This window comes from Burkholderia sp. GbtcB21 (assembly GCF_019091065.1).
GTDB lineage: Bacteria > Pseudomonadota > Gammaproteobacteria > Burkholderiales > Burkholderiaceae > Burkholderia > Burkholderia pyrrocinia_C.
Window position 1 is genome coordinate 245492 of the sequence record NZ_JAGXKA010000001.1, and the last position, 11329, is coordinate 256820.

The following is an 11329-nucleotide window of genomic DNA, read 5'->3' on the forward strand; positions in this document are numbered from 1 at the left end:
GCAGTCCCCAACCCGGCGGCTCCACGAACGGCCGCCGGCACAGCAAAAACAGCGCCCGGCACACCGAGGCGCGCCGCACCGCTTCAGGCGGAGGCGGACAGAGTGGAGAAGACATGGTTTCTGGAAACGAGAGCGACGGCCTGAAGCGCGGGCTGAAGAACCGGCACATCCAGCTGATTGCGCTCGGCGGCGCGCTCGGCACGGGGCTGTTCCTCGGCATCGCGCAGACGATCAAGATGGCCGGCCCGTCCGTGCTGCTCGGCTATGCGGTGGCCGGCATCGTTGCGTTCTTCATCATGCGCCAGCTCGGCGAGATGGTCGTCGACGAGCCCGTCGCAGGTTCGTTCAGCTACTTCGCCAACAAGTATTTCGGCCACTTCACGGGCTTCCTGTCCGGCTGGAACTACTGGGTGCTGTACATCCTCGTCAGCATGGCCGAACTGTCGGCCGTCGGGATCTACGTGCAGTACTGGTGGCCGGGCGTGCCGACCTGGGTGTCGGCGCTCGTGTTCTTCGTCGTGATCAACCTGATCAACCTGACCAGCGTGAAGTCGTACGGCGAGACGGAATTCTGGTTCTCGATCATCAAGGTCGCGGCGATCGTCGGGATGATCGGCTTCGGCGGCTGGCTGCTCGCGAGCGGCAACGCCGGGCCGGAGGCCAGCGTCAGGAACCTGTGGCAGCACGGCGGCTTCTTCCCGAACGGCGTGTCGGGCCTCGTGATGTCGATGGCCGCGATCATGTTCTCGTTCGGCGGGCTCGAGCTCGTCGGCATCACGGCGGCCGAGGCCGACGATCCGAAGCACAGCATCCCGCGCGCGACCAACCAGGTCATCTACCGCATCCTGATTTTCTACATCGGCGCGCTCGCCGTGCTGCTGTCGCTGTATCCGTGGGAGAAGGTCGTCAGCGGCGGCAGCCCGTTCGTGCTGATCTTCCATGCGCTGAGCAGCAACCTGGTCGCGAACGTGCTGAACGTCGTCGTGCTGACGGCCGCGCTGTCGGTCTACAACAGCGGCGTGTACTGCAACAGCCGGATGCTGTTCGGCCTCGCGCAGCAGGGCAATGCGCCGAAGGTGCTGTGCTCGGTGAACAAGCGCGGCATTCCGCTCGCCGCGCTCGGCGCGTCGGCGCTCGCCACCGGCGCGTGCGTGCTGGTCAACTACTTCATGCCGGGCAAGGCGTTCGAGGTGCTGATGGGCCTCGTCGTGTCGGCGCTGATCATCAACTGGGCGATGATCAGCCTGATCCACCTGAAGTTCCGCCAGGCCAAGCGCGCAGCCGGGGAGAAGACTTCCTTCCGCAGTCTGGGCTATCCTTTCACGAATTACCTGTGCCTGGCATTCATGGCCGGCATTCTCGTCGTGATGTACCTGACGCCGGATCTCCGCCTGTCGGTGTACCTGATCCCGGTATGGCTCGCGGTGCTCGCGATCGGGTATCGCTTCCGTCAGAAGAATGCAGGCTATGCGGTGCGCGACAGCGCGTCCGCAGGCTGAAGCAGGCCACCACCGATCATTCTTCCAAACGAGACCGACTCAAGCCATGTTCGAACACATCGACGCGTACCCGGGCGACCCGATCCTGACGCTCAACGAGAACTTCCAGAAAGATCCGCGCGACCAGAAGGTCAACCTGAGCATCGGCATCTACTTCGATGCCGAAGGCCGGATTCCGGTGATGGGCGCCGTGCGCGAAGCCGAAACCGCGCTGCAGCGCGAGAGCGGCCCGAAGCCGTATCTGCCGATGGTCGGCCTGCCTGCGTATCGCGACGCCGTGCAGGCGCTCGTGTTCGGCGCCGATCACCCGGCCCGCGCGGCCGGCCGCATCGCAACCCTGCAGACGCTCGGCGGCTCGGGCGCGCTGAAGGTGGGCGCCGATTTCCTGAAGCGCTACTTCCCGGACGCGCAGGTGTGGCTCAGCGATCCGAGCTGGGAAAACCACCGCTTCATCTTCGAGCGTGCCGGCTTCACGGTGAACACGTATCCGTACTACGACGAGGCGACGGGCGGCCTGAAGTTCGACGCGATGCTCGCGGCGATCGACGCGCTGCCGGCGCGCAGCATCGTGCTGCTGCACGCGTGCTGCCATAACCCGACCGGCGTCGACCTCGACGAAGGTCAGTGGGAAAAGCTGATCGACGTGATCGAGGCGCGCGGCCTGCTGCCGTTCGTCGACATGGCATACCAGGGCTTCGGCGCGGGCCTCGATGCGGATGCGTTCGCGGTGCGCGAGCTGGCCCGCCGCGGCGTGCCGGCGCTGGTCGCGAACTCGTTCTCGAAGAACTTCTCGCTGTACGGCGAGCGCGTGGGCGGCCTGAGCGTCGTCTGCGAGGATGCGGCCGCGGCCGAGCGCGTGCTCGGCCAGCTGGCCGGCGCCGTGCGCTCGAACTACAGCAACCCGCAAACCTACGGCGCGAAAGTCGTCGCGGCCGTGCTCAACACGGCCGCGCTGCGCAAGCAGTGGGAAGAGGAACTGTCGGCGATGTGCCGCCGCATCGCGCGGATGCGCCAGTCGATCCATGACGGCCTGCGCGACCACGTCAGCGGCGAAGCGCTCACGCGCTACGTGAAGCAGCGCGGGATGTTCACGTACACGGGCCTGACCGAATCGCAGGTCGACGCGCTGCGCGAAGTGCACGGCGTGTACATCCTGCGTTCCGGCCGGATGTGCGTGGCGGGCCTGAACGACTCGAACGTCGGCATCGTTGCCGACGCAATCGGCAAGGTGCTGAAGAGCGGCGTCTGATCGTCGCGCGCCCGGCGCGCAACGCTGCCGGCCGAACCGGCTGTCTCCCGTCGCGGAGGCAGCCGGTTTTTTGTTGCGCGGCCGCGATGCGTGCTACCCGGCTGACGCGTGCCCAGGCGCGGCGGTACGATCACGGAATCGGACACAGGACAGAGGAGCGACATGGGCATCCGGATCATCCAGCTCGGCACGCCGCGCGCGGCCGGCGAGGGCCTGCGGATCGGCACGGTGCGGCGGCCGCCGCGCGGCGTACCGAAGGCGGAATTCGCGTCGCGCAACTACTATGATGTATGGCTGCCGACGCTGTCGCCGAGCCCCGAGCTCGTCGCGCAGGCGCAGGCGGCCGAAACGGACGCCGAATGGAACGCGTTCAAGCGCCACTTCCGCGCGGAGATGGCGCATGGCGATCCGGCAAAGGTGCTGGACCTGCTGGCGGCGCTGTCGGCGACCACCGCGTTCTCGATCGGCTGTTACTGCGACGACGAGCGTCATTGCCACCGCAGCGTGCTGCGCGAGCTGCTCGCGGAGCGCGGCGCGGCGATCGAGCCCGGCGCGGACTGAAGCGGACTGAATCGGCGGCACGATACCGCACTGCGATCGTGCGGTGCAGCGAACCGATTGACGTGGGTCAAGCGGGCGGCCGCGCGCGCCACTATGCTCTCGTCATGGAGTCATCACGACAATGACAAGCGGACAGATGCAGATTACCTTCCCGCCCGAGCCGGCCGAATATTGCGCGCGCGACCTGGTCGTCGCGTTTTCGGCGCTGGTCGACGGACGTTGCGTGCAGTGCGCGGTCACGGCCGAGGCACTGGAAGACCATTTCGGTGCGCCGTCGCTGCTCGAACGCGACCTGCTGGCCGCGTTCGACGCGCACCGGCCGGCGATCGAAGCGATGGCACGACGGATGCTCGAGGAAATCGGCGGCCGGCCGGTGCTGCTGCACAGCGGCCACTTCCGGCTCGGCGATTGACACCGCAGGAGGGCACATGACTCTGCAGGGCAACATTCACGAACGCGACTGGTCGGTCGAGGTCGAGACGCGCCCGTGCGAATCGGGCGAATTCCGCTGCCGCGTGTCGGTCGAGCACGGCAGCGGCGCCGCGCGCTTTCATCATACGTTCGAGCACAGCCATGCATATCCGACCGAGCGCGAGGCGATGATCGAAGGGCTGCGGGCCGGAATGACGTGGATCGAGATGAAGACGTCGCAGGTATTCAACGTATGAACGGTGCCGCGCCGACAGAGGTACGGACAGACTTATCGGCAGGCCAGCGATCGAAGAATCCGCGCCGCGCCACGGGAAATACGCACCGCCGCCTTTCGGCGCGGGCGGTGCATGCAAGGCGGTCGACGAGCGGGCGGCCCCGTCAGGAGAAACGACATGGGCGTGGGCATGCAGATCGCCTGCCTCGGATTCACGGGTTCGGCCGCGATCGAAGCCGAAGCCGGCGCGCAACTGGTGCGGCTCGAACGGTTTCGCGCGCTGATCGACGGCTGTCACCTCGCAATCGAATCGCGCGCGGCGGCCGACGGTGCGCGCACATACGACGTGCGGCTAGACCTGGTGTTTCACGACGAGGCGCCCAGGCCGCTGCCGCCGTGCAGCGGCGATGACGTGGACGATGCGCTGCACCGCGCGTTCGCCCAGGCCGAACAGGCGCTGATCGCGTGGCAGGCGGGCGGTGGCAGGGTGCTGCTGCGCGACGCGGCGACCGATGGCACGGCTCGGTGACGCACGGCGCGCGATCCTGCGCGGACGATGCCGGCGCGTACGTCTGACCCGAGTCAGACTCGCGCGAGCGCTTGCGCATCGATGATGCGCACGCGCTTGCCGCGGGTTTCGACCAGTGCTTCGCGATGGAACCGCGAGAACATCCGGCTGACCGTTTCCAGCTTCATCCCGAGATAACAACCGATTTCCTCGCGTGTCATCCGCAGGTTGAATTCGGTCGCCGAATAGCCGCGCGCCTCGAAGCGCGACGACAGGTTCAGCAGGAAATGCGCGACGCGCTGTTCGGCCGACATCGTGCCGAGCAGCAGCATCTGGCTCGATTTCCGCACGATCTCGCTGCTCAGCATCTGATAGAGGAAGTGCTGCATCGGCTTGATCTCGCGGCACGCTGCTTCGAGCGCACCGAACGGGATGACGCACACGACGCTGTCTTCGAGCGCGATCGCGTCGCAGCAGTGCTGGCCGCTGCCGATGCCGTCCATCCCGAGCGTGTCGCCGGCGATCTGGAAGCCCGTCACGTGTTCGCGGCCGTCGCGATGCATCATCACCGTCTTCACCGAACCCGCGCGCACCGCATAGATGCTCTGGAACGGATCGTCGGTGCGAAACAGCGCGTCGCCCTGGCGAACCTGCCGGGTCGTGCAGATGATCGCGTCGAGCCGGCCGTATTCGGCGGCCGTCAGTTGCGGCGGCAAGCACATCGAGCGCATCGCGCAGGCCGAGCAGCGTGCGGCGGGATGTTTGGCGGCGTCGGCGCGCGTGACCGCACGAAGCGGAGTCGTCGGCCGGGGCGCGACAGGTACGTCGGCAGCGCAGGCGGTGGCGGTGGACATGAGTCGCTCCGGCTTGTCAGGGTTGATGCACGCGAGCGTGCACCAGGGATTCGATGACACGGCACGCGGCGTCGAATTCGACGGTCTTGTCGAAGAAGTAGTCGGCTCCGGCCGTCGCGCATGCCTCTCTGAATGCCGGCGCCGAATGATTCGTCAGCACGATCGTGACGATGCGCGGCGCGGCCTTCGACAGCATCCCGATCAGGTCGAGGCCGCTGCCGTCCGCGAGCCGCAGGTCGACGATCACGACGTCCGCCCGGCTGCCGAGGATCTGCGTCCACGCGTGCTGGCCGTCTTCCGCTTCGCCCACGACGGCGACGCCGCGAATCGCGCCGACGAGCAGCGCGATCCGCTGCCGGACGGCGGCGGCATGATCGACGAGAAACACCCTGAGCGTGGCGGGCGACAAGCTGGCATTCATGCCGGCAGTATCGTGTTGCGCCGCCGGAAATGAAATCGGCCGAATTGGAAGTTGGTGTAGGCCGCTTCGACGCGTTGTAGGGCGTTTCCTACAACGCGTACGGGAAATGCCGGAGCACTGCTATGCCGCGCCGGCGTCGCTCACGCGGCCGGCGGTTTTTGCTGCCGGGTCAGCCGGCCCGGCGCGCGTCCAGCGCATCGCGTGCGGTGCGGCACGCGGCGAGATCCCACGCGGCGCAGCCAACGCTCTTGAACAGCAGCGGTCCGCCGACGGCGAATGCGCCGCCCAGCACGTCGGCGAGCGACGCGACCTGCTGCCAGTCGACCTGCGCGACGATCAGGTCGCCGGCCTCGTGGCGCGCGCCGGCCGGATCGTCGACGACGAGCCGGCTGCCGCGCACCGTGTTCGCATCGATCTCGGCCGCATCCGCGGTGAACGCGCCGACGCCGACCACGAGCCGGCCTTCGCGCGCGGCTTCGCGGTAGACGGGCGTGCGGCTCGTCGTCAACGTGACGACGACGTCGATCGCATCGGGAATCGCGTCGCCGTCGAGCGGTGCGAGCCGCGGCGCCTGCGCGCGGTGCGCGGCGCAGAAGGCGGCCGCGCTGTCGGCGCGGGTGCCGCGCACGTGAAGGCGCGCGTCGGGAAAGATCGCCGCGAGCGCTTCCGCGTGATTGGCCGCCTGCTTGCCGGTGCCGATCAGCAGGATGTCGCGCGGCGCGGTGCCATGCAGCGCGTCGATGCCGAGCGCGGTGACGGCCGCCGTGCGGCGGCCGGTGACCGTCGGGCCGTCGAGCGCGAAGCGCATCTCGCCGGTGGTCGCGTCGTATGCGGTCACCTGGCCGAGGATCGTCGGCAGCCCGCGCGCGCCGTTGCCGGGGCACACGTTCACGAGCTTGTGGGTGGCAAGGTCGCGCGCGCTCGACGGCATCGACAGCATCACGCCGCCGGCCTGCAGCGGCACGACCAGGCGTTCGGGGCTGACGATCTCGCCCGCCGCGTACTCGGCGACGGCCTGCCTGAGCGTGGCGAGCAGCGCCGGGTAGTCGAGCAGCGCGGCCGTGTCGGCCGCATCGAAAACGGGAATCCGGGAAAGGGCGGTCATCGTGTACGTCGCAGGTGTCGGTGAGCGTGGGTGACGGGCGCATGACGCGCCCGCCAGGGGGCTGCCGGATACCGTGACACGGAGGCAGTGTGGATCGAATCTATACCAATTTCAACCGCACCCGCAACCCGGAAAATAAACCGACGCGCCGTTTTTGGTTCTAATATCTGTCCAGAAGGGTCGCCGTGGTCTCGATGCCGGCGCCGCTCCGGTATAGTGCGAACCCATTCCAAGTCCACGCCCGCGACCGGGCAGGAGCCAAACGATGATGTCCGCGCGTCCCGAATCACTCGAAGGCGGTTTCAGGCCGCTGCAGATCTACGAGCAGGTCGCCGAGAAGATCCGCGACGAGATTCGCGCGGGGCGCTACGCGGCCGATTCGCGGCTGCCGTCCGAGCGCGAACTCGCGGTGCTGTTCCAGGTCGGCCGGCCGGCCGTGCGCGAGGCGCTCGGCGCGCTGCAGAACGAAGGGCTGGTGTTCACGAAGCGCAATTCGGGCACCTACGTCGTCGCGTCGCCGCTCGACGTGCTCGCGGAACGCGGCGACATGCGTGCGGCGTCCGAGGCCGACTTCAGCCCGACGTCGACGCTCGACGTGCGGCTGATCCTGGAACCCGCGATCGCGCGCCTCGCGGCATCGCACGGCCGCGCCGATCCGGGGGCCGAGCGCTATCTCGCGCAGATGGAAACCATCACCGACGTCGACGATCCGCACCAGCGCGCGCTGTGGAACGAGAGCGACCGGCTGTTCCACCGGCAGCTCGCGCTGATGACCGGCGACCCGCTGATCGTGAAGATTGCGGACGAGGTCGCGAAGACGATGGACCAGCCGCTCTGGAAGCGGCTGAAGGACGACGGCATCTACGACGCGGGCCGAATCCGGCTCTACGTGTCCGAACACCGGCTGATCTACGAGGCGATCGTGTCCGGCGATGCCGATGCGGCTGCGTTCTATGTCGAGCAGCATATCCGCCGCGTGCGGCGCGACATCGCGCCGAAGTGACGTGCGCGGCTTCGTTCTGGTCTGAAATATGACCAGAATCGCGAAAATTATTTTGAAATTGCTTGCGATGTGACCACGCGTGTCCTACATTGGTTTCACACAAAACCAATCAGGAGACATCATGCGACACCTCGTTACCGCGCTGTCGGTGGCTGTTGCCGCCGGCGCGCTGACTTCCGCGCACGCGCAGGAAGTCGTGATGATCGGCCATTCGGCGCCATTGACGGGCCCGCAGGCCGCGAACGGCAAGGACAACGAAAACGGCGCGCGCCTTGCCGTCGACGAACTCAACAAGGCGGGCGTGAAGGTGGCCGGCAAGACCGTCACGTTCAAGCTGCTGTCCGACGACGACCAGGCCGACCCGAAGGCCGGCGTGCAGGTCGCGCAGAACCTCGTCGACAAGGGTGTCGTCGCGGTGCTCGGGCCGTACAACTCGGGCGTCGCGATCCCGGCATCGCGCGTGTATTCGAATGCGGGCGTGCCGATCCTGCCGGTTGCGTCGAATCCGGCGCTCACGAAGCAGGGCTTCAAGAACATCTTCCGGATCGGCGCGAGCGACGAGCAGCTCGGCGGCACGATGGCCGCGTTCGCCGCAAAGACGCTGAATGCGAAAACCGCGGCCGTCGTCGACGATCGCACCGCGTACGGGCAGGGCGTCGCCGAGCAGTTCATGAACGTCGCGAAGGCGAACGGGATCAGGATCGTCGACCAGGAATACACGAGTTCGTCGGCCACCGATTTCCTCGGCATTCTCACCAAGATCAAGGCCGGCAACCCCGACGTGATCTTCTTCGGCGGCTATGCGGCGCAGGGCGCGCCGATGGCCAAGCAGATGAAGCAGCGCGGGCTGCGCGCGAAGCTGCTCGGCGGCGACGGCATCTGCTCGGCCGACATGGGCAAGGTGGCGGGCGATGCGGCATCGATCGTCTACTGCGCGCAGGGCGGCGTCGCGCTCGAGAAGACGCCGGCCGGGCGCGAATTCCTGAAGAAGTACCACGACGCCTATCACACGGATACGCAGGTCTATGGCGTCAACTACTACGACGGCGTGAAGCTGCTCGCCGACGCGATGGTCAAGGCCGGCACGACCACCGACAAGGCGAAGCTGATCGCGCAGCTCGCGAAGTCGAACTATGCGGGCGTCGCGGGCACCTATTCGTTCGACGCGAACGGCGACCTGAAGGGCGCGCCGACGTCCGTCTACGTGATCCGCAACGGCCTGCCCGAGCCGTACGCGAAGTAACCGCGGCCAGCCTGCCATCGGACGGCGGCCTGGCCGCCGTCCTTCGTTTCAACGCATTCGATCGACCTTGACGTCCTTATATGAACACCTCCCTAAAGGGAGGTGATTCCCACACCTGGCGATGCACGTCCGCATCGGAGAATGTTCAATGCAGCGTTGATATCGCGATCATGCTCGACACCACAGTTGCTGCACTTCCACTCCCTTATTCTCAGTCCCGCGATACCTTTCGGCCGCGTCGTGCTGTCTGTCGACCCGCACGCCGAACAGGACTGGGTAGAACCGCTTTCGTCGACTTCCTCGAACGTGGCCCCGTGTGCCATCGCCTTGTAACGGAGCCTATTTCGGAAGGACGACCAGGATGCGTCGTAGACGCTTTTCGCCATCCTGGTCTTGGCGAGCTTGGCGGCCGACACGTTGCCGACCGCGATGTAGTCGAAGCGTCGCACCAGATCGAGTGCGAGCTTGTGCTGGAAGTCCGCGCGGGCGTTTGCCACCTTGGCGTGCAGCTTCGCGATGTGCCGCTTGTGCTTTCGCGCACGCTGCGCTTTCGCCAGCTTTTCGGCCGCGCGCTGGCCGAACCGGTCGTTAGGCAGCTTCTCGCCGGTCGAAAGTGTGGCGAAGTCTTTCAGACCGAGATCAAGGCCGACGCCGGAACGGATCGGGCGCGCCTTAACATCAGGTATCTCGATCACGATATTCAGGAACCAGTTGCCGCGCGCATCCTGCGCGAAGTTGGTTCCGTCCTTGATCTTGCCGTCGGGCAGCGGGCGACTGCTGAACACGCGGAAGGTGTGGCCGGCGAAGCGGAACGCGTCGCCTTCGCGCTTCAGATCGCGGCCCTTCAGCGGCACCCAGCCAAGCGACTTCCTGCCGCGATAGCGCAGGTAGGGGCGACGGTGCTGGCTGCGCGACTTCGCATATTGCTCGCACGTCGCATTGATCGTGCCGGAGTGGAGTCCGAGTTCCTTGCTACTGCCGGTGGTCAGTACGTTCAGGTCGAAACCTGTCGGCCACTTCTTGCTCCACTTGAGCGTGCTTCTGCGTGTCGTTGCAGAAGTTCCAGACGTAGTTCACCGCACGGCTCTGCTTGTTAAGCAGTCCGTTGAGCGACTTCACCCGGTAGCGGTAGACAAGAATCATGCCGGTCATTTTAACGTTGGAATGCCGCTGTCAAACAGCGGCGCTCCTTTCCTCCCCGCCCTGAAGGACGGGGTTTCTCAGAGCATCTGATGAAAATATCCCGATCCCTTTCCACCGTCGAAGTCCATACGGGCGGCGAAGCGTTCCGCATCGTCACGAGCGGGCTGCCGCGCCTGCCTGGCGACACGATCGTCCAGCGCCGCGCATGGCTCAAGGAGAACGCCGACGAGATCCGCCGCGCGCTGATGTTCGAACCGCGCGGCCACGCCGACATGTACGGTGGCTACCTGACCGAGCCCGTGTCGCCGAACGCCGATTTCGGCGTGATCTTCGTGCACAACGAAGGCTACAGCGACCATTGCGGGCACGGCGTGATCGCGCTGTCGACCGCGGCCGTCGAACTCGGCTGGGTGCAGCGCACGGTGCCGGAAACGCGGGTCGGCATCGACGCGCCGTGCGGCTTCATCGAGGCCTTCGTCAAGTGGGACGGCGAGCATGCGGGGCCCGTGCGCTTCGTCAACGTGCCGTCGTTCATCTGGCGGCGCGACGTGTCGGTCGACACACCGTCGTTCGGCACCGTGACCGGCGACATCGCGTATGGCGGCGCGTTCTATTTCTACGTCGACGGCGCGCCATTCGACCTGCCGGTGCGCGAATCGGCGGTGGAAAAGCTGATCCGCTTCGGCGCGGAAGTGAAGGCTGCCGCGAACGCGAAGTACCCGGTCGTACATCCGGAGATTCCGGAAATCAACCATATCTACGGCACGATCATCGCGAACGCGCCGCGCCATCCGGGCTCGACGCAGGCGAACTGCTGCGTGTTCGCGGATCGCGAGGTCGACCGCTCGCCGACCGGCTCCGGCACCGGCGGGCGCGTCGCGCAGCTGTACCAGCGCGGGCTGCTCGCGGCCGGCGACACGCTCGTCAACGAATCGATCGTCGGCACGATCTTCAAGGGGCGCGTGCTGCGCGAGACGACGGTCGGCGAGATCGCGGCCGTGATCCCGGAAGTGGAAGGCAGTGCGCATATCTGCGGTTTCGCGAACTGGATCGTCGACGAGCGCGATCCGCTGACCTACGGTTTTCTCGTGCGCTGA

12 protein-coding genes and 1 pseudogene are annotated in these 11329 nt (G+C 66.6%); 9 read left to right on the forward strand and 4 right to left on the reverse strand.

Translation table 11 applies throughout. The features are described from left to right. Nucleotides 1-113: 113 nt before the first annotated feature. From KVT39_RS01060 to KVT39_RS01085, 6 genes are all read left to right on the forward strand, one after another. Complete coding sequence (locus KVT39_RS01060) at nt 114-1499, forward strand: amino acid permease (protein ID WP_034179575.1); 1386 nt, start codon at nt 114-116, stop codon at nt 1497-1499. Nucleotides 1500-1545: 46 nt separating this feature from the next. Next, nucleotides 1546-2748, forward strand: coding sequence for an amino acid aminotransferase (locus tag KVT39_RS01065; protein WP_217587084.1), 1203 nt, complete (start codon nt 1546-1548; stop codon nt 2746-2748). A 162-nt stretch (nt 2749-2910) separates the two neighbouring features. Then, the gene (locus tag KVT39_RS01070) at nt 2911-3309 is read left to right on the forward strand and encodes a DUF488 domain-containing protein (RefSeq protein ID WP_105389982.1); all 399 of its coding nucleotides are present in this window, start codon (nt 2911-2913) and stop codon (nt 3307-3309) included. 121 nt (nt 3310-3430) lie between these two features. Further along, nucleotides 3431-3721 carry a DUF1488 domain-containing protein gene (locus KVT39_RS01075; RefSeq protein ID WP_034179572.1) on the forward strand — a complete coding sequence of 97 codons (291 nt, stop codon included), beginning with the start codon at nt 3431-3433 and terminating at the stop codon, nt 3719-3721. Between the two features lie 16 nt (nt 3722-3737). Then, nucleotides 3738-3977 (forward strand): hypothetical protein, encoded by a 240-nt coding sequence (locus KVT39_RS01080; RefSeq protein ID WP_034179571.1) that lies wholly within the window; start codon nt 3738-3740, stop codon nt 3975-3977. 156 nt (nt 3978-4133) lie between these two features. Next, nucleotides 4134-4484 (forward strand): hypothetical protein, encoded by a 351-nt coding sequence (locus tag KVT39_RS01085; protein WP_034179570.1) that lies wholly within the window; start codon nt 4134-4136, stop codon nt 4482-4484. Nucleotides 4485-4537: 53 nt separating this feature from the next. Here KVT39_RS01085 and KVT39_RS01090 read toward each other — a convergent pair whose 3' ends face one another. The 3 genes from KVT39_RS01090 to lhpI all read right to left on the reverse strand — a co-directional run bounded on the left by KVT39_RS01090 (nt 4538) and on the right by lhpI (nt 6843). Continuing rightward, entirely contained in the window at nt 4538-5317 is a 780-nt protein-coding gene (locus KVT39_RS01090) for a helix-turn-helix domain-containing protein (RefSeq protein ID WP_034179569.1), read from the reverse strand. A gap of 16 nt (nt 5318-5333) precedes the next feature. After that, nucleotides 5334-5738: a response regulator transcription factor gene (locus KVT39_RS01095; protein WP_131948407.1), complete on the reverse strand. Its 405-nt coding sequence runs from the start codon at nt 5736-5738 to the stop codon at nt 5334-5336. A 169-nt stretch (nt 5739-5907) separates the two neighbouring features. Beyond that, nucleotides 5908-6843 (reverse strand): bifunctional Delta(1)-pyrroline-2-carboxylate/Delta(1)-piperideine-2-carboxylate reductase, encoded by a 936-nt coding sequence (gene lhpI / locus KVT39_RS01100; RefSeq protein WP_034179567.1) that lies wholly within the window; start codon nt 6841-6843, stop codon nt 5908-5910. A gap of 265 nt (nt 6844-7108) precedes the next feature. Between lhpI and KVT39_RS01105 the strand changes: the two genes are divergently transcribed. Together KVT39_RS01105 and KVT39_RS01110 are read left to right on the forward strand one after the other, a co-directional pair. Beyond that, complete coding sequence (locus KVT39_RS01105) at nt 7109-7846, forward strand: FadR/GntR family transcriptional regulator (RefSeq protein WP_034179566.1); 738 nt, start codon at nt 7109-7111, stop codon at nt 7844-7846. A 121-nt stretch (nt 7847-7967) separates the two neighbouring features. Further along, nucleotides 7968-9089: a branched-chain amino acid ABC transporter substrate-binding protein gene (locus tag KVT39_RS01110; RefSeq protein WP_034179565.1), complete on the forward strand. Its 1122-nt coding sequence runs from the start codon at nt 7968-7970 to the stop codon at nt 9087-9089. A 92-nt stretch (nt 9090-9181) separates the two neighbouring features. On the opposite strand, the pseudogene KVT39_RS01115 reads toward KVT39_RS01110, so the two are convergent. Then, a pseudogene (locus tag KVT39_RS01115) lies at nt 9182-10232 on the reverse strand (RNA-guided endonuclease InsQ/TnpB family protein). Between the two features lie 89 nt (nt 10233-10321). Between KVT39_RS01115 and lhpH the strand changes: the two are divergent. Beyond that, complete coding sequence (lhpH, locus tag KVT39_RS01120; RefSeq protein ID WP_034179564.1) at nt 10322-11329, forward strand: trans-3-hydroxy-L-proline dehydratase; 1008 nt, start codon at nt 10322-10324, stop codon at nt 11327-11329.

What these genes read in the sequence shown, in the direction of transcription:
- KVT39_RS01060 (WP_034179575.1), top strand. Translation starts at nt 114, where the DNA reads ATGGTTTCTGGAAACGAGAGCGACGGCCTGAAGCGCGGGCTGAAGAAC.
- KVT39_RS01065 (WP_217587084.1), top strand. Translation starts at nt 1,546, where the DNA reads ATGTTCGAACACATCGACGCGTACCCGGGCGACCCGATCCTGACGCTC.
- KVT39_RS01070 (WP_105389982.1), top strand. Translation starts at nt 2,911, where the DNA reads ATGGGCATCCGGATCATCCAGCTCGGCACGCCGCGCGCGGCCGGCGAG.
- KVT39_RS01075 (WP_034179572.1), top strand. Translation starts at nt 3,431, where the DNA reads ATGACAAGCGGACAGATGCAGATTACCTTCCCGCCCGAGCCGGCCGAA.
- KVT39_RS01080 (WP_034179571.1), top strand. Translation starts at nt 3,738, where the DNA reads ATGACTCTGCAGGGCAACATTCACGAACGCGACTGGTCGGTCGAGGTC.
- KVT39_RS01085 (WP_034179570.1), top strand. Translation starts at nt 4,134, where the DNA reads ATGGGCGTGGGCATGCAGATCGCCTGCCTCGGATTCACGGGTTCGGCC.
- KVT39_RS01090 (WP_034179569.1), bottom strand. Translation starts at nt 5,317, where the DNA reads ATGTCCACCGCCACCGCCTGCGCTGCCGACGTACCTGTCGCGCCCCGG.
- KVT39_RS01095 (WP_131948407.1), bottom strand. Translation starts at nt 5,738, where the DNA reads ATGAATGCCAGCTTGTCGCCCGCCACGCTCAGGGTGTTTCTCGTCGAT.
- lhpI (WP_034179567.1), bottom strand. Translation starts at nt 6,843, where the DNA reads ATGACCGCCCTTTCCCGGATTCCCGTTTTCGATGCGGCCGACACGGCC.
- KVT39_RS01105 (WP_034179566.1), top strand. Translation starts at nt 7,109, where the DNA reads ATGATGTCCGCGCGTCCCGAATCACTCGAAGGCGGTTTCAGGCCGCTG.
- KVT39_RS01110 (WP_034179565.1), top strand. Translation starts at nt 7,968, where the DNA reads ATGCGACACCTCGTTACCGCGCTGTCGGTGGCTGTTGCCGCCGGCGCG.
- lhpH (WP_034179564.1), top strand. Translation starts at nt 10,322, where the DNA reads ATGAAAATATCCCGATCCCTTTCCACCGTCGAAGTCCATACGGGCGGC.